Genomic DNA, 17,624 nt, shown 5'->3' on the forward strand with positions numbered 1-17,624 from the left:
CTGTGGTTCGCATCCGAGTCCTGGTCGTCGACGACCATCGTATCTTCGCCGAGTCGCTCGCCGCGGCCCTCGCCGCCGAGCCCGACGTCGACGTGTCCGCGGCCGGCAGCGGCCCCGCCGCGCTGCGCTGCCTCGACCGCGCCGCCGCGGAGGGACGGAAGTTCGACGTGCTTCTTGTCGATGCCGATCTGGGGGCCCATGCCCCGGGCATCGGCCTCGGCCGTGGTGGCGGCGGCAGCGGTGGCGCCGGCGGCGTACGTCCGACTGCCGTGCCGCAGGCCAACGGCACCGGTGGTGGCCTGCCCATGGCCGCCGTACCCCACCCCAGGCAGGACGGCGGCGACGACGGGCTCGTCGACGGGATTTCGCTGGTCGCCGGGGTGCGTTCGGGACAGCCGAGCGTACGGACCGTCGTCCTCGCCGAGAAGGACGATCCCCGGCGGGCCGCCCTCGCGTTGCAGGCCGGGGCATGCGGGTGGGTCGCCAAGGACTGTTCGCTGTCGCGGCTGCTCACCGTGATCCGGGGGGTGCTGCGCGACGAGACCCATCTGCCGCCCGCCCTTCTCACAGGAGTTCTGCGGGAGTTGACCGCCGCGCGCAAGCACCGCACCGAGAGTGAGCGTCTCGTCGAATCCCTCACACCGCGTGAGCGCGAAGTGCTTCGGTGCATGGTGGCGGGGCTGGGGCGCAAGGCCGTCGCCGAGCGCCTGTTCCTCTCACCGCACACCGTCCGCACCCATATGCAGAACGTCCTCGGCAAACTCGGCGTCCACTCCACCCTCGCCGCCGTCGCCCTCGCCCGCCGCGCCGGCGTGGGCCCCGTCGACCTGGGCCCGGGCGGCCGCATCCTCCCGGAGGAGAGCAGCAGCGCCTGAGGGGAGCAGTGGCGTGTGAGAGGAGCAGCAGCGCCTGACGGGAGCGAGGGCGCCGGAGGGGAGCAGCGGTGTGAGGGCCGCTCAGCCCGGTATGTTGTCGAACGGTGCCGTCAACTGGCGTAGCAGTCCCGCCAGTTCACCCCGCTGGGCTCGGGAGAGCTCCACCAGGATCGCTCGTTCCTGGTCGAGGAGGCCGGCCAGGGCCTGGTCGGCGCGGTCCCGGCCCTCCTCCGTCAGACGGACCAGAACACCTCGGCGGTCACTGGGATCGGGCAGCCTTTCGACCAGGCCCTTCTTCGTCAGACGGTCGATACGGTTCGTCATCGTGCCCGACGTCACCAGCGTCTGTGTGAGCAACTGACCCGGCGAGAGCTGATACGGCGACCCGGCCCGCCGGAGCGCGGTCAGGACGTCGAACTCCCACGGCTCCAACTGATGCTCCGCGAACGCCAGCCGCCGCGCACGATCCAGATGCCGGGCCAGTCTGCTCACCCGGCTGAGTACTTCCAGCGGCTCCACGTCGAGGTCGGGGCGCTCCCGACGCCACGCTGCGACCAGCCGATCGACCTCGTCCTCCATACGATCAGTGTAGTGGTTGTGTCGATGTGAAGTCTCTTGATATCGAGGGTATTGGGTGCGAATCTCTTGACGTCGAGATAAGTGCCGAGGAGGGTGGATGACATGACGACTCCGCATGGCTCTCCCGCCTCCCCTGTCTGGGACGCCGCCCAGTACCTCCGGCACGCCGGCCACCGCGCCCGCCCCTTCGCCGACCTCCTCGCCCGCGTCCCCGAACTCCTCTCGCCCGCACCCCGCATCGCCGACCTCGGCTGCGGCCCCGGCAACGTCACCCGCCTCCTCGCCGACCGCTGGCCCACCGCCCACATCACCGGCTACGACAACTCGCCCGAGATGCTCGCCAAGGCCCACGCGGAGCATGAGGGGCCGACGGGCGGGGGCGGCCGTCTCGTTTTCGCGCACGCCGACGTGGGGGCATGGGAGCCTGCGGAGACCGGGGAGGGTGAAGGGGGCGACGGAGGCGGGGCGGCGTACGACCTGATCGTCAGCAACGCCACCCTCCAGTGGGTGCCCGGACATGTGGAACGGTTCCCGGTGTGGGTGAACGGGCTGGTCGGCGGCGGCGTCCTGGCCTTTCAGGTGCCGGGGAACTTCGACTCGCCCAGCCATCTCCTCATGCGCGAACTCGCCGAGTCACGGAGGTGGAGGGACCGGCTCGGCGGTGTCCTCCGGCACGACGACGCCGTACGCACACCGGTCGACTACCTCGGCGCGCTCGCCGACCTCGGCTGCGAGGTCGACGCCTGGGAGACGACGTACGCGCATCTCCTCCAGGGCGAGGACCCGGTACTCGACTGGGTGAAGGGGACGGGGCTGCGCCCGATCCTCACCGAGTTGGGCGCGGACGCCGAGCCGTTCGTCGCCGAGTACCGCGAGGCGCTGCGCACGGCCTATCCGGCAACCGCCCATGGCACCCCGTTCCCGTTCCGCCGCATCTTCGTCGTCGCGCGCAAGCCGTAGTCGCCGTCGCGGCCACGGTGGGAGCCGCAGCCGCAGCCGCAGCCTGAGTCTGGCGCAGAGCCTGCCTCCCCCATGATGATGTTGTGCAGATTATCGACCGTCGATAGATCAGCGCCTACCTTTGGCGTCGTGTGCCCCGTACGCTTGTCCGCTGTGGAGGACGAGAGCCTGGACATCGGTGTCGTGGAGTCGCCGCAGTTGCGGCCGCAGTCGCTCGTGCTGGCGTTCTTCGGGAACCATGTGCTGGACCGCGGCGAGGGCGATCTCGGGGTCTACTCGGGGAGCATCATCGATGTGCTCGGCAGGGTCGGCACCGGTGAGCAGGCCGTACGGTCCACGCTGACCCGGATGGTGAACCGGGGGCTGCTGCGGCGGCAGCGCGAGGGGCGCAGGATGTTCTTCGGGCTCACCCCGCACGCCGGGGACATCCTGCGCGACGGCGGACAGCGGATCTGGCGCGACGGCGCCGTCAACGAGAACTGGGACGGCACCTGGACCCTCCTCGGCTTCTCCCTCCCCGAGTCCTGGCAGCGGCAACGCCATGATCTGCGCTCCCGGCTCACCTGGTCCGGCTTCGGCGCGCTCTACAGCGGGCTCTGGATAGCGCCGGGGCGGGTCGACGTACGGGAGATCGTCTCGGAGCTGGGTCTCGACGCGCATGTGAAGGTGTTCCACGCGCGGGCCGACGAGTTCACGGACATCGGGCTGATGATCCGCGAGAGCTGGGACCTCGACGCCCTCGCCGCCCGGTACACCGCCTTCGACCAGCGGTGGAACGCCGCCGGCCTCGACTCCGCCGACCCGATGGCCACCCGGCTGCGACTGGTCGCCGAGTGGCTGCGCGTCATCCGCACCGACCCCCGGCTGCCGGTACGGCATCTGCCCGAGCGGTGGCCCGCGCGCCGGGCCCAGGAGACGTTCCGTCGAATCGCCGAGGGGACCGCCGGTCCGGCGGGACGGATGGCGGCGGAGGTGTTGGAGACCACACCGCTGCGTTCCGCGCCGACCGCGCCCACTGTATTGACTACTCCCGCCTAGCAGGCAAATCCCTTGATGAAAAAGGGAGTTGGCTTAAACGGAGTGTAATACTCCGATTCTGGTGCCCTCTTCTACCCCCAACTCCGGTCTTCTAACGCACACGTGGCTGATATTGTTCTTTGGCTCTCCTTTGAGCGAGCTATATCCTCGGTTCACTTTTTGTTTGACTTCGACCAGCGGTACGGGGAAATCGGGGAGTTTGCCTGCGACCAGGGGGAATTCCGGCCGACCCGTCCGTGGGTCCGCTGGCGTTGTCGCCCCCTGCCCAGGGCCGGGCCCCAGGGGGAAACACACGTGAAAATAGTCTTTCTGATCAACAACGCCTACGGCATAGGCGGCACCATCCGCGCGACGACGAGCCTGTCGGCCGCGTTCGCCGACCGGCACGACGTCGAGGTGGTCAGCGTCCACCGGGTCCGCGACGAACCGGCGTTGCCGTTCGACCCGCGCGTGGCACTCACCTCGCTCATCGACATGCGCAAGGACCACCCCGGCTACGAGGGCGACAACGAACTCACCAAGCTGCCGCCGACGATGTTCCGGGACACCGGAGCCGTCAACTCCAAGACCCTGCCGTACACGGCCCTCCAGGACGAACGCATCGGCGACTTCCTCGCCCGCACCGACGCCGACGTGGTCATCGCCACCCGCCCCGACCTCAACGGCTATCTCGCCCGCGACGGCCGCGGCCGCTATCTCCGCGTCGGTCAGGAACACCTCAGCCTCGACCAGCACAAGGACCTGCTGCGCGAGCACCAGAACAAGGCCGTCGCCGGACTCGACGCCTTCGTCACCGTCTCCGAGGCCGATGCCGCCCAGTACCGGGCCGCCCTCCCCGACGTCAGCACCACCATTGTCTGCATACCCAACGGCGTCCACGACCCCGCCGTCGAGAAGTCCACCCTCGACTCCAAGGTCATCGTCGCCGCCGGCCGGCTCATCCCGATCAAGCGGTACGACCGACTCCTCGACGCCTTCGCCAAGATCGCCGCCGAACACCCCGACTGGACCCTCAGGCTCTACGGGCGCGGCCCCGAGAAGGCGAATCTGCGGGAGCACATCGACCGGCTCGGGCTGCACGACCGCGCGTTCCTCATGGGAGCGGTCTCACGGATCGAGACGGAGTGGGCCAAGGGCGCCGTCGCGGCCGTCTCCTCCGACATGGAGTCCTTCGGCATGACCATCGTCGAGGCCATGCACTGCGGTGTCCCGGTCGTCGCCACCGACTGCCCGCACGGCCCCGGAGAGATCATCGCCGACGGTGAGGACGGGCTGCTCGTACCGCTCGACGGGGACGGAACGGTCGACGCCTACGCCGACGCGCTCAACCGGCTCGTCTCCGACAGCGAGCTGCGGGCGCGGCTCGGCGCGGGCGCCCTGAAGAAGGCCGAGACCTACGCCCCCGACGCCATCGCCCGCCGCTACGAGGCCCTCTTCGAGCAACTCTCCGGGGCCCGGCGCTCCCGCGGCCGCCGCTGGGATCTCTCGGCCCTTCTCGCCAGGTTCGGCCGCAAGCGCCCCGAGGCCGCGCCGGCCGCCGGCGCCGGGGAGAGCGTCCCCGCCCCCACGGCCCACGCTCGCGCGACCGCCGACGGTGGCGTGACCGTCCTCCTCGACCCGGCCGAACTGCCCGCCGGGCCCCTCGACTTCATCGCCCGTATGCGCCGCGACCCCGCCAAGCGCGAGGTCCGCGTACGGGTACTGCCGAGCGGCGACGCCCCCGGCGGCATGGCCCACGCCACCCTCCACCGCGCCGACCACACCCTCGCCGAGGGCCGCTGGGACTGCTATGTCGCGCCGCGCGGCACCAACAAGCGGGTCCGGCTGACCGCGCGGCTCGTGGAACAGGCCGCGCTTGTCGGGCGTGCGCCCGATGCCGACCGGCGGGGTGTCGCCGCGTGGATTCCGTACCCCACCAACGACGGCTTCCTCGCGCTACGCACCTGGCTGCGACCGGCGCACGCCGAGGCCCACACCATCGAGACGGGCGCCGGGACGGTGACGGTCACCGCGCGGCTGTATGGGGACGTGCGGCTGGGGGAGGCCGCTGTGGTGCGGGTGGTGTCGCGGGAGGATACGGCGTACGACTTCTCCGTGGCCGCCTGGGGGGTGGGGGAGCGGGGGTTCCGGTTCACCGTTCCCTACAAGGAGGTCATGGACCGGCGGAGCGGCGAGCACGATCTGTGGGATCTGCGGTTGGTGCCGGCGCCGGGGGCGGAGGACCTGCCGGTCGGGCGGATCGGGGGCGATGTGGTCGAGCGGAAGAGGACGGATCATGTGCCCGCGCAGGTGTTTGAGCACTTTGAGCGGGGGCGGACTCGGGTGAAGCCGTATTTCACTGTGGGCAATGAGCTGGCGCTCAGCGCTCGGGATGAGGGTGAGGTTGGCTGAAGGGCCCACTCGCCGTAGGGGGGTGGGTGCGTGGGCGGCCGCGGGTCCGTCGTGGCCGTTCGCGCAGTTCCCCGCGCCCCTGAAGATTCGGGCCTCCGGCCCTCAAAACCGGCCTGCGGGCCGATGAAAAGCCGGGCGCAGCCCGTGCTTTTCAGGGGCGCGGGGCTGTGTCAATATGCGGCTCCGCCGCGTGGGCGCGAACAACCCCCACCCACCCGCACCCGCCAAACCACCCGCACCCCCGAGCCATTAGGCACCCCCAAGGCCGAGCGGCTAGCTCTTCCGGTGGCCGATAAGCCTCGGCTTCTGTTCCATCCCGTCCAACCCATGCCACGCCAGGTTCACCAGATGCGCCGCCACCTCCGCCTTCTTCGGGCGGCGGACGTCCAGCCACCACTGGCCGGTGAGGGCGACCATGCCGACCAGGGCCTGGGCGTACAGCGGCGCCAGCTTGGGGTCGAAGCCCCGGCTCTTGAATTCGCGGCCCAGGATGTCCTCCACCTGGGTGGCGATGTCGGAGATCAGCGACGCGAAGGAACCCGTCGACTGCGGGATCGGGGAGTCCCGGACCAGGATGCGGAAACCGTCCGTGTACTCCTCGATGTAGTCGAGGAGGGCGAACGCCGCCTGTTCGCACAGCTCACGCGGGTGGCCGGCGGTCAGGGAACTGGTCACCATGTCCAGCAGCCGCCGCATCTCGCGGTCCACCACCACCGCGTACAGGCCCTCCTTGCCGCCGAAGTGCTCGTAGACGACGGGCTTGGAGACACCGGCCTTGGCCGCGATCTCCTCCACGCTCGTCGCCTCGAACCCCTTCGCCGCGAAGAGCGTGCGACCGATCTCCAGCAGCTGTGCCCGCCGCTCCGCGCCCGTCATCCGGGTGCGCCGCGTACGCCGCTGCTTCTCGTTGCTCGGGGTGCTGCTGGAGTCGGTCGCCACGCCGTCAATCATGCCGCCTCGGCCGATGCCTTCCGGTGCCGGGAGCCGTCCTCACCCGTGTTGCGCCTGGAATCGATACGCGAGCGTGACGGCCAGCGCACGTCGTACGCCCAGCCCAGCTGTTCGAACCAGCGGATCAGACGGGCCGAGGAGTCCAGCTGGCCGCGCTCCACGCCGTGCCGCGCCGACGTCGGGTCGGCGTGGTGGAGGTTGTGCCAGGACTCGCCGCAGGACAGGACCGCCAGCCACCACACGTTCCCCGAGCGGTCGCGGGACTTGAAGGGGCGCTTGCCGACGGCGTGACAGATCGAGTTGATCGACCAGGTGACATGGTGCAACAGCGCCACCCGTACGAGGGAACCCCAGAAGAAGGCCGTGAACGCGCCCCACCACGACATCGTCACCAGACCGCCGATCAGCGGAGGCAGCGCGAGGGAGAGCACCGTCCACAGGACGAACTGGCGGGAGATCCGCCGCAGCGTCCCGTCCTTGATCAGATCCGGCGCGTACTTGTCCTGCGGCGTCTGCTCCTCGTCGAACATCCAGCCGATGTGCGCCCACCACAGGCCCTTCATCAGCGCCGGGAGGGACTCGCCGAACCGCCACGGGGAGTGCGGATCGCCCTCGGCGTCGGAGAACTTGTGGTGCTTGCGATGGTCGGCCACCCAGCGGACCAGCGGTCCCTCCACGGCCATCGAACCCGCGATCGCCAGCGCGATCTTCAACGGGCGCTTGGCCTTGAACGAGCCATGGGTGAAGTGACGATGGAAACCGATCGTGATGCCGTGGCAGCCCAGGTAGTAGAAGAACACCAGCAGGCCCAGATCCAGCCAGCTCACCCCCCAGCCCCAGGCCAGCGGGACCGCGGCGAGCAGCGCCAGGAACGGGACGACGATGAACAGCAACAGCGCGATCTGCTCGATCGAACGCTTCTTCTCGCCGCCCAGCGTCGCCGAGCCGGTGGAGGAGTCGGTGTCGTCACCCGGAGAACCCGGGGCATCTGGCGCCTTCTGGGCGTCGTCGATCACATCGGAACTTGTGCTCATGGGGCGTCCCCTGTGGGGTCGAGGGTGCGGAGAAGGGAGTGGGGGGAGGTTCCGGTCGGTACCAGGACGAGCCGGGTACCCGTACCAGGATGAGCCGGGTACCTGTCGGCAGTCCCTACGGTTCCGTAACCTACGGCATCGTAAGTATGGCAGCGCGGTGGCGGGCGGCAAGAGCGCACGACCTGCGCGCCCGGATGGACATACCGCACATGTGTCGCAACCACACGCCCGCCTCCACGTCCGGCCCGCCGCACCCGCTCGGCGGCCCCTGGCGAAGCGACCTGGCACTGGGTGCCGCCGAAACCGCACCTAGCGGGCTGGGCGTGCCACGGGCCACCTATCCTTGGAGGCGGTCGGACAGCGCGGTCCGCTCCCACCCGTTCCCCCACCCGGGTCCCCTCCAGCTGAGCTTCCACACTGCAAGGAGCCGCACCTGTGAGCAGTGCCGACGACCAGACCACCACGGTCAGCAGCGAGCTGCGCGCCGACATCCGGCGCCTCGGCGACCTGCTGGGCGAAGCCCTCGTACGACAGGAGGGCCCCGAACTCCTGGCCCTGGTCGAGCGCGTCCGCCGCCTGACCCGCGAGGACGGAGAGGCCGCCGCCGAACTGCTGCGCGGCACCGAACTGGAGACCGCCGCCAAGCTCGTACGCGCCTTCTCCACCTACTTCCACCTGGCCAACGTCACCGAGCAGGTCCACCGGGGCCGCGAGCTGCGCGCCCGCCGCGCCGCCGAGGGCGGACTCCTCGCCCGTACCGCCGACCGCCTCAAGGACGCCGACCCCGAACACCTGCGCGAGACGGTCAGGAACCTCAACGTACGGCCCGTCTTCACCGCGCACCCCACCGAGGCCGCGCGCCGGTCGGTCCTCAACAAGCTCCGGCGCATCGCCGCGCTCCTGGAGACCCCGGTCATCGAGTCCGACCGCCGCCGCTACGACATCCGCCTCGCCGAGAACATCGACCTGGTGTGGCAGACGGACGAGCTGCGCGTCGTACGGCCGGAGCCCGCCGACGAGGCCCGCAACGCCATCTACTACCTGGACGAGCTGCACGCGAACGCCGTCGGTGACGTCCTGGAGGACCTGACCGCCGAGCTGGAGCGGGTCGGCGTGACCCTCCCGGACGACACCCGCCCCCTCACCTTCGGCACCTGGATCGGCGGCGACCGCGACGGCAACCCCAATGTCACCCCCCAGGTGACCTGGGACGTCCTCATCCTCCAGCACGAGCACGGCATCAACGACGCCCTCGAACTCATCGACGAGCTGCGCGGCTTCCTCTCCAACTCCATCCGCTACACGGGTGCGACGGAAGAGCTGCTGTCCTCGCTCCAGGCCGACATCGACGCCCTCCCCGAGATCAGCCCCCGCTACAAGCGCCTCAACGCCGAAGAGCCCTACCGCCTCAAGGCCACCTGCGTCCGGCAGAAGCTGGAGAACACCAAGCAGCGCCTCGCCAAGGGCACCCCGCACGAGCCCGGACGGGACTACCTGGGTACCGCCGAGCTGCTTCGCGACCTCACGCTGATCCAGACCTCCCTGCGCGAACACCGCGGCGGCCTCTTCGCCGAGGGCCGGATGAACCGTACGATCCGCACCCTCGCCGCCTTCGGCCTCCAGCTCGCCACCATGGACGTCCGCGAACACGCCGACGCCCACCACCACACCCTCGGTCAGCTCTTCGACCGCCTCGGCGAGGAGTCCTGGCGTTACGAGGACATGCCCCGCGAGTACCGCCACAAGCTCCTCGCGAAGGAGCTGAGGTCCCGCCGCCCGCTCGGCCCCACTCCCGCCCCGCTGGACGCAGCCGGGGCCAAGACCCTCGGCGTGTTCGAGACCGTCAAGAGGGCGCTGGCCGTCTTCGGACCCGAGGTCATCGAGTCGTACATCATCTCGATGTGCCAGGGCGCCGACGACGTCTTCGCCGCCACCGTCCTCGCCCGCGAGGCCGGCCTCATCGACCTCCACGCCGGCTGGGCCAAGATCGGCATCGTGCCCCTGCTGGAGACCACCGACGAGCTGAAGGCCGCCGACACGATCCTGGAGGACATGCTCGCCGACCCGTCGTACCGCCGACTGGTCGCGCTGCGCGGAGACGTCCAGGAGGTCATGCTCGGCTACTCCGACTCGTCCAAGTTCGGCGGCATCACCACCAGCCAGTGGGAGATCCACCGCGCGCAGCGGCGCCTGCGTGACGTGGCGCACCGGTACGGAGTGCGGCTGAGGCTGTTCCACGGCCGGGGCGGCACCGTCGGCCGGGGCGGCGGCCCCTCCCACGACGCCATCCTCGCCCAGCCCTGGGGCACCCTGGAGGGCGAGATCAAGGTCACCGAGCAGGGTGAGGTCATCTCCGACAAGTACCTCGTCCCGTCGCTGGCCCGCGAGAACCTGGAGCTGACGGTGGCGGCGACGTTGCAGGCCTCCGCCCTGCACACCGCGCCCCGCCAGTCCGTCGAGGCCCTCGCCCGCTGGGACGCCGCCATGGATGTCGTCAGCGACGCCGCCGAGGCCGCCTACCGCCGTCTCGTCGAGGACCCCGACCTCCCCGCGTACTTCTTCGCCTCCACCCCCGTCGACCAGCTCGCCGACCTGCACCTGGGATCGCGGCCCTCGCGCCGCCCCGACTCCGGCGCCGGACTCGACGGCCTGCGCGCCATCCCCTGGGTCTTCGGCTGGACCCAGTCACGCCAGATCGTGCCCGGCTGGTACGGCGTCGGCTCCGGCCTCAAGGCACTGCGCGAAGCCGGCCTCGACACCGTCCTGGACGAGATGCACGAGCAGTGGCACTTCTTCCGCAACTTCCTCTCCAACGTCGAGATGACGCTGGCCAAGACGGACCTCAGGATCGCCGGCCACTACGTCGACACCCTCGTCCCCGACCACCTCAAGCACGTGTTCGACGCCATCAAGGCCGAACACGAGCTGACCGTCCGTGAGGTACTCCGCATCACCGGAGAGGACAAGCTGCTCGACGCCAACCCCGTCCTCCAGCAGACCTTCTCCATCCGCGATGCCTACCTCGACCCCATCAGCTACCTCCAGGTAGCCCTGCTCAAGCGCCAGCGCGACGCGGCAGCCGCCGGGGAGGACGCCGACCCGCTGCTGTCCCGGGCGCTCCTGCTGACGGTGAACGGCGTGGCGGCCGGCCTCCGCAACACCGGCTGACCCCCCTTCCACACAGCGGTGCCCCCACGGTCGTACGACCATGGGGGCACCGTTCGTCTGTGGTGGGCCGTCCGCGGTGGGCCCTGGACGTCCTCGACGCGGGCCGGGGCTCAGAGGGCCACCCAGGCCGCCGTGACGAGGGCGAGCCCGGCACCGCCCAGCACCCATGCCGAGCGGGTCATCCGCAGACCGCCCGCCACGACCACCGAGGCCAGCAGCAGGGCACCGCCGAGCGGCACCCAGGCGTACAACATGCCCGCCGGCCCGGTCCGTACGACCTCACTGCTCCCCGGCTTCACGACCACCGTGTACGTCTTGCCCGTCTCCACCGCCACGGACTTCTCGATGGTGACCTTCTCCCGAGCGGTGGACCCCGTCGACACCGGCTCGTACGGCCCCGAGCAGACCTCGTCGTCGCACCGCGAGACGGTCATCGTCCCCTGCTCGCGCCCCTTGCTGAGCATCACATGCTGGGCCGAGGGCCACGAACCCCACACCCCGGCGATCAGAATCAGCAGCGCGACCAGCCCCATCGACCCCAGCCGCCCGTACCGCAGCGCGGTCGACGCGCCGCCGCCGTCCGAGCGCGGACGGCGCCGCGAACGAGAAGCGGTGGCTTTGGTGTCAGGCATGGCGGGGATCATTGGCCATGGCACACCGGTCGGTCAACCCTCAGGAGTTGTACGTCCCCTGAGCACGCTCCAACCCCTCGATGACCAGGCATTCCACGGCATCCGCTGCCCGATCCACGAAGTAGTCCAGCTCCTTGCGCTCGGCCGAGGAGAAGTCCTTGAGGACGAAGTCCGCGACCGGCATACGACCAGGTGGGCGCCCGATTCCGAAGCGCACACGGTGGTAGTCGGGGCCCATCGCCTTGGTCATCGACTTCAGCCCGTTGTGACCGTTGTCACCACCACCGAGCTTCAGTCGCAGCGTCCCGTAATCGATGTCCAGCTCGTCATGGATGGCCACGATTTGGGCGACGGGGACCTTGTAGAAGTCCCGCAGGGCGTTCACCGGCCCACCCGACAGATTCATGAACGACATCGGCTTGGCGAGAATCACCCGCCGGCTCAGCGGCCCCGGAGGCCCGATCCGCCCCTCCACCACCTGAGCCTGAGCCTTCCCCGCCCGCTTGAACCTCCCCCCGATCCGCTCGGCCAACAGATCCACCACCATGAACCCGACGTTGTGCCGGTTCGCCGCATACTCCGGCCCGGGATTACCGAGTCCGGCGATGAGCCAAGGGTCATTGGCAGGGGTGGTCACGTCCATGTCTCCTTACGCGGCAGCCGCCGTTCCCAGGAGGGAACGGCGGCTGACAGTCTCGCCTACAGCTGAGGCTCAGGCCTCCGCGGCCTCTTCGCCCTCGCCGGCCTCCTCGGACGGCTCCTCCGCCTGCGCGGCCAGAACCTGGAGAACCACCGCGTCCTCCTCGACCGCCAGGGTGACACCCTTGGGCAGCGTGATGTCCTTCGCGAGCACGGACGCACCCGCCTCCAGACCCTCGACGGAGACCGTCACGGCCTCGGGGATGTGCGTGGCCTCGGCCTCGACCGGCAGCGCGTTCAGCACGTGCTCCAGCAGGTTCCCACCCGCCGCCAGCTCACCCTCGGTGTGCACCGGGATCTCGACCGTGACCTTCTCGCCACGCTTGACCAGCAGCAGGTCGACGTGCTCCAGGAAGCCCTTGATCGCGTCACGCTGCACGGCCTTCGGGATCGCCAGCTCGCTCTTCTTGCCGTCGATGTCCAGCGCGATCAGAACGTTCGGCGTACGCAGCGCCATCTGCAGGTCGTGACCCGGCAGCGACAGGTGCAGCGGGTCCGAACCGTGCCCGTACAGCACGACCGGAACCTGGTTGTTACGACGGATACGGCGCGCGGCACCCTTGCCGAACTCGGTGCGCGTCTCGGCGGCGAGCTTCACCTCGGACATGACGATCACTCCTCGTAGAGGTAGATACGGACGGGTCACCCGGCCACGAACGGCCTGCTACGAAGAGCGCGTCGATAACGGACCGCCACACCTGCCACACAACAGGTACGGCCTCCCTCGCCGAGCAACTTCGGAAGTCTACTCGGCGAGGGAGGCCACACCCAAAACGATCTCCACAGGGCCACAGAGGAACCCCAGGCGGTTCTACTGCTCGTCGAACAGGCTCGTCACCGAACCGTCCTGGAACACCTCGCGCACCGCGTTCGCGATCGTCGGCGCGATCGACAGCACCTTGATCTTGTCCAGGTCCTGCCCCAGCTCGTTCGGCGTCGGCAGTGTGTTCGTGAACACGAACTCACTCACCCGCGAGTTCTTCAGCCGATCCGCCGCCGGACCGGACAGCACACCGTGTGTCGCCGTCACGATCACGTCCTCCGCGCCGTGCGCGAACAACGCGTCCGCGGCGGCGCAGATCGTGCCACCCGTGTCGATCATGTCGTCGACCAGGACACAGATCCGGCCCTCGACCTCACCCACGACCTCGTGGACGGTCACCTGGTTCGCCACGTCCTTGTCACGCCGCTTGTGCACGATGGCCAGCGGCGCCCCGAGACGGTCGCACCAACGGTCCGCCACCCGCACCCGGCCCGCGTCCGGAGAGACCACCGTCAGCTTCGCCCGGTCCACCTTCTCGCCCACGTAGTCCGCCAGCAGCGGCAACGCGAACAGGTGATCCACCGGACCGTCGAAGAAGCCCTGGATCTGGTCCGTGTGCAGATCCACCGCCAGAATCCGGTCCGCACCCGCCGTCTTCATCAGATCAGCGACCAGACGCGCAGAAATCGGTTCACGTCCGCGGTGCTTCTTGTCCTGCCGCGCGTAACCGTAGAACGGCACGATCACGGTGATGGAACGGGCCGACGCGCGCTTCAGCGCATCGATCATGATCAACTGCTCCATGATCCACTGATTGATCGGAGCCGTGTGGCTCTGGATCACAAAGCAGTCCGCACCACGGGCCGACTCCTCGTAGCGCACATAGATCTCGCCATTGGCGAAGTCGAAGGCCCTCGTCGGGACGACCCCGACACCCAGCTGCTGGGCGACCTCCTCGGCAAGCTCGGGGTGGGCGCGGCCGGAGAAGAACATCAATTTCTTCTCGCCGGTCGTGTTGATCCCGGTCACAGCACTGTCTCCTCAGAGGTTTCTCAGCCGGGCGGACAACAGCCGCTCAGCTGGGGTGCGGGTGTGCACTTATCACGGTACGACGTCCTTGGCGCACCTGTTTCCGGTCAGCTTTCGCTCTCGCCTTGCCGAGAGGCCGCCTCGGCCGCCTTCGCCGACGCGCTCCCCGGACGCTTACGGGCCACCCAGCCCTCGATATTCCGCTGCTGACCACGGGCCACGGCCAGCGAACCGGGCGGCACATCCTTCGTGATCACCGACCCGGCGGCCGTGTACGCGCCGTCCCCGACCGTGACAGGCGCCACAAACATGTTGTCCGAGCCGGTCTTGCAGTGCGACCCGACGGTGGTGTGGTGCTTGTTCTCCCCGTCGTAGTTCACAAAGACACTCGCCGCGCCGATGTTCGAGTACTCCCCGATCGTCGCGTCACCCACATAGGAGAGATGCGGGACCTTGGTCCCCTCACCGATGTTCGCGTTCTTGGTCTCGACATACGTCCCGATCTTCGACTTCAGCCCCAGCCGTGTACCGGGACGCAGATACGCGTACGGCCCGACGTTCGCCTGCGCCCCGATCTCCGCACCGTCGGCCACCGTGTTGTCGACCCGGGCCCCGGCCCCGACGCTCGTGTCCTTCAGCCGACTGTTCGGCCCGACCTCCGCGCCCTCGCCGAGATGCGTGGACCCGAGGAGCTGCGTACCCGGCTGGACGACGGCGTCCTGCTCGAAGGTGACGGTCACGTCGACCCAGGTGGTGGCGGGATCGACGACTGTGACGCCCGCCAGCATGGCCTCGGTCAGCAGCCGGTCGTTGAGAATCCGCCGTGCCTCCGCGAGCTGTACGCGGTTGTTGATCCCGGCGATCTCATGGTGGTCACCCGCGACCGACGCCCCGACCCGATGCCCGGCCTCGCGCAGAATCCCGAGCACGTCGGTCAGGTACTCCTCGCCCTGGCTGTTGTCCGTCCTGACCTTCCCCAGCGCGTCCGCGAGCAGCCGGCCGTCGAACGCGAACACCCCCGAGTTGATCTCGCGGATCGCCCGCTGCGACTCGGAGGCGTCCTTGTGCTCCACGATCGCCGTCACCGCGCCGGAGGCCCCGTCCCGCACGATCCGGCCGTAACCGGTGGCGTCCGGGACCTCGGCCGTCAGCACGGTCACCGCGTTGCCGTCGGTGGAGTGGGTGGCGGCCAGGGCCCGGAGAGCGGCGCCGGTCAGCAGCGGGGTGTCGCCGCACACGACCACGACGGTGCCGTCGACGACGCCGCCCAGCGCCTCCAGGCCCATCCGTACGGCGTGCCCCGTGCCGTTCTGCTCCGCCTGGACGGCCGTACGGACGCCGGGGTCGATCTCGGCGAGGTGCTCGGCGACCTTCTCGCGGGCGTGTCCCACGACGACGACCAGGTTCTCCGGGTCCAACTCCCGCGAGGCGGCGAGGACGTGGCCCACGAGGGAGCGGCCACAGATGCTGTGCAGGACCTTCGGTGTGGCCGACTTCATACGGGTGCCCTCACCCGCTGCGAGTACGACGACGGCTGCCGGGCGGGTTGCGCTCACGGGGATGCCCTTCGGCTGTGGATGGCTGGGGTGTGGACATCCGCAGGATACCGGGGCGTCGTGAGGGGGAAATGTGAGCGGGCCCTGACCCGTCTGTCTTGGTCAGGACCCGAACCGATGTCGTGTGTGCTGTGGGCTCCCGGAGAAGGATTCGAACCCTCATTCAACGGACCAAAACCGTTTGTCCTGCCCTTAGACGATCCGGGATGGCTTGCGCGCCATGTCCGATTCTGGTGATCGGCTTCGCGCGCGGACTCCACTATGCCGTACCAGGACCCCTCGATGCGACGGTACAAGTCGGCACCCCCCTGGGACTTTGATCACCAGGCGGCCTCGACAGGACTCGCCCACCGCCTGCTCGGCCGCTTCGTCCGGCACGGGAAACTCGCCGGAAAAGCGGGGGCGCTCGAACGTAGGCTTGGGCTATGACCACGACGGGGGAAGACCGCACCCAGGCCGGGACGGAGGGCCGGGCGGGCCCCTGGTGGTGGGAGCGGTGGCGGGGGGCTCTGCTCGACGGGGGGCTGGCGTCTGTGTCGGCGGTCGAGTGTGCGATTCAGGGGGAGATCTTCGCGGGGAGCGCCGGGTTGCCGGTGGGGGTGGGGGTCGTTTTCGGGGCCGCCGCCGGGTCCGTGTTGCTGGTGCGGCGGATGTGGCCCGTTGCCGTGGTGTTGGTGTTCGTCGCTGTCGCGCCCGCTCAGATGGGGTATCTGATGGGGCTCGTCGGGCTGTACACGTTGGCGGCCTCGGAGGCGCCGCGGCGGATCATCGGGGCGCTGTCGGGGATGGCGTTCTGCGGGGTCTTCATCGTGTGGTTCGTGCAGACGACGCAGGGTGGGGTGAGTGGTGAGGCGGGGGTCGGCGGGGAGTGGTTCGCGCCGTTCGTGTCGTTGGCGGTGGCGATAGGGCTGACGGCGCCGCCGGTGTTGCTGGGGCTGTATGTGGGGGCGCGGCGGCGGTTGATGGAGTCGTTGCGGGAGCGGGCGGATTCGTTGGAGCGGGAGCTTCAGTTGCTCGCGGAGCGGGCGGAGGAGCGGGCGGAGTGGGCTCGGGGGGAGGAGCGGACCCGTATCGCGCGGGAGATGCATGACGTGGTCGCGCACCGGGTGAGTCTGATGGTGGTGCACGCGGCAGCTCTGCAGGCGGTGGCGCGGAAGGACCCCGAGAAGGCTGTGCGGAATGCCGCGTTGGTGGGGGACATGGGGCGGCAGGCGTTGACGGAGTTGCGGGAGATGTTGGGGGTGCTGCGGTCGGGGGAGGCGTTGTCGTCGGTTTCGCGGGAGCCGGTGGCCGTGCCGTTGGCGGCCGTGGGGGAGGCGGCCGCGGCGGCGGCTTCGCGGGCCGAGGTGGAGGTGGAGTCGGGGGAGGGGCCTCGGCTGGCGGAGTTGGAGGAGTTGGTGGGGCAGTCGGCGGCCGCGGGGATGGTGGTGGAGCTGTCGGTGGAGGGGGATGTGCGGGTGTATGCGGCGGCGGTGGAGCAGACGGCGTATCGGGTGGTGCAGGAGGCGTTGACGAATGTGCACAAACACGCGGCGGGGGCGAAGACGCATGTGAGGTTGGCGCATCGGGAGGCGGAGATCGCGATGCAGGTGGAGAACGGGCCGCCGCCGGTGCCGGGGGCGGCGGGGGCGGCGCGGTTGCCGAGCGGGGGGAACGGGTTGCTCGGCATGAAGGAGCGGGTGGCTGGGCTGGGGGGAGTTTTCGTGTCGGGGCCGACCGAGGCGGGGGGATTTCGGGTGTCGGCGGTGATTCCGGCGGCGTAGGGGGCCTGCGGTGTAGGGGGCGTGCGGCGTGGGGCCGCCCCAGCGGCACGATTGCCCGCGGCTACGACGGCATGATTGCCCGCAGTTCGTAGCCGCCGGAGCGCATCAAAGGGGCGCGGGGCTGCGCGAACGGCCACGTCGGACCGGTAGTCGCCCACGGCCCTCGGCTCTACGGCGAGTAGGCGC

The 17,624-nt window shown here is 69.6% G+C and carries 14 protein-coding genes and 1 tRNA gene; 6 read left to right on the plus strand and 9 right to left on the minus strand.

The window, feature by feature from the left end:
• Positions 1-2: 2 nt before the first annotated feature.
• Positions 3-875 carry a LuxR C-terminal-related transcriptional regulator gene (locus ACWD4G_RS08730; protein WP_451291572.1) on the plus strand — a complete coding sequence of 291 codons (873 nt, stop codon included), beginning with the start codon at positions 3-5 and terminating at the stop codon, positions 873-875.
• Positions 876-956: 81 nt separating this feature from the next.
• Here ACWD4G_RS08730 and ACWD4G_RS08735 read toward each other — a convergent pair whose 3' ends face one another.
• Positions 957-1,454, minus strand: coding sequence for a MarR family winged helix-turn-helix transcriptional regulator (locus ACWD4G_RS08735; protein ID WP_451291573.1), 498 nt, complete (start codon positions 1,452-1,454; stop codon positions 957-959).
• Positions 1,455-1,556: 102 nt separating this feature from the next.
• On the opposite strand from ACWD4G_RS08735, the gene ACWD4G_RS08740 reads away from it, so the two are divergent.
• From ACWD4G_RS08740 to ACWD4G_RS08750, 3 genes are all read left to right on the plus strand, one after another.
• Positions 1,557-2,414: a trans-aconitate 2-methyltransferase gene (locus ACWD4G_RS08740; protein ID WP_451291575.1), complete on the plus strand. Its 858-nt coding sequence runs from the start codon at positions 1,557-1,559 to the stop codon at positions 2,412-2,414.
• Positions 2,415-2,567: 153 nt separating this feature from the next.
• Positions 2,568-3,452, plus strand: coding sequence for a PaaX family transcriptional regulator (locus tag ACWD4G_RS08745; RefSeq protein ID WP_451291577.1), 885 nt, complete (start codon positions 2,568-2,570; stop codon positions 3,450-3,452).
• Between the two features lie 294 nt (positions 3,453-3,746).
• The gene (locus ACWD4G_RS08750) at positions 3,747-5,843 is read left to right on the plus strand and encodes a glycosyltransferase family 4 protein (protein ID WP_451291579.1); all 2,097 of its coding nucleotides are present in this window, start codon (positions 3,747-3,749) and stop codon (positions 5,841-5,843) included.
• A gap of 273 nt (positions 5,844-6,116) precedes the next feature.
• Here the strand turns inward: ACWD4G_RS08750 and ACWD4G_RS08755 are convergent, their stop codons facing one another.
• A complete protein-coding gene (locus tag ACWD4G_RS08755) occupies positions 6,117-6,794 on the minus strand; it encodes a TetR family transcriptional regulator (RefSeq protein ID WP_451291581.1) in 678 nt (225 codons plus the stop codon).
• Entirely contained in the window at positions 6,791-7,828 is a 1,038-nt protein-coding gene (locus ACWD4G_RS08760) for an acyl-CoA desaturase (protein ID WP_451291583.1), read from the minus strand. The genes ACWD4G_RS08755 and ACWD4G_RS08760 overlap by 4 nt, the downstream gene beginning before the upstream one ends.
• A 435-nt stretch (positions 7,829-8,263) precedes the next feature.
• Here ACWD4G_RS08760 and ppc point away from each other — a divergent pair, with 435 nt between their 5' ends.
• Positions 8,264-10,996 (plus strand): phosphoenolpyruvate carboxylase, encoded by a 2,733-nt coding sequence (gene ppc / locus ACWD4G_RS08765; RefSeq protein WP_451291585.1) that lies wholly within the window; start codon positions 8,264-8,266, stop codon positions 10,994-10,996.
• A gap of 110 nt (positions 10,997-11,106) precedes the next feature.
• Here the strand turns inward: ppc and ACWD4G_RS08770 are convergent, their stop codons facing one another.
• The 6 genes from ACWD4G_RS08770 to ACWD4G_RS08795 all read right to left on the minus strand — a co-directional run bounded on the left by ACWD4G_RS08770 (position 11,107) and on the right by ACWD4G_RS08795 (position 15,882).
• Positions 11,107-11,640, minus strand: coding sequence for a hypothetical protein (locus ACWD4G_RS08770; protein ID WP_451291587.1), 534 nt, complete (start codon positions 11,638-11,640; stop codon positions 11,107-11,109).
• A gap of 28 nt (positions 11,641-11,668) precedes the next feature.
• Positions 11,669-12,271: an aminoacyl-tRNA hydrolase gene (pth, locus tag ACWD4G_RS08775; protein WP_451291589.1), complete on the minus strand. Its 603-nt coding sequence runs from the start codon at positions 12,269-12,271 to the stop codon at positions 11,669-11,671.
• Positions 12,272-12,340: 69 nt separating this feature from the next.
• Positions 12,341-12,934 (minus strand): 50S ribosomal protein L25/general stress protein Ctc, encoded by a 594-nt coding sequence (locus tag ACWD4G_RS08780; protein ID WP_451291590.1) that lies wholly within the window; start codon positions 12,932-12,934, stop codon positions 12,341-12,343.
• Positions 12,935-13,138: 204 nt separating this feature from the next.
• Positions 13,139-14,119 carry a ribose-phosphate diphosphokinase gene (locus tag ACWD4G_RS08785; protein ID WP_451291592.1) on the minus strand — a complete coding sequence of 327 codons (981 nt, stop codon included), beginning with the start codon at positions 14,117-14,119 and terminating at the stop codon, positions 13,139-13,141.
• A gap of 107 nt (positions 14,120-14,226) precedes the next feature.
• Complete coding sequence (gene glmU / locus ACWD4G_RS08790; protein WP_451291594.1) at positions 14,227-15,675, minus strand: bifunctional UDP-N-acetylglucosamine diphosphorylase/glucosamine-1-phosphate N-acetyltransferase GlmU; 1,449 nt, start codon at positions 15,673-15,675, stop codon at positions 14,227-14,229.
• A 136-nt stretch (positions 15,676-15,811) separates the two neighbouring features.
• Positions 15,812-15,882: transfer RNA gene (locus ACWD4G_RS08795), tRNA-Gln, on the minus strand.
• Between the two features lie 218 nt (positions 15,883-16,100).
• On the opposite strand from ACWD4G_RS08795, the gene ACWD4G_RS08800 reads away from it, so the two are divergent.
• Entirely contained in the window at positions 16,101-17,438 is a 1,338-nt protein-coding gene (locus tag ACWD4G_RS08800; RefSeq protein ID WP_451291595.1) for a sensor histidine kinase, read from the plus strand.
• Positions 17,439-17,624 lie beyond the last annotated feature (186 nt).

The sequence above is a fragment of the Streptomyces sp. NPDC002643 genome (assembly GCF_053592555.1).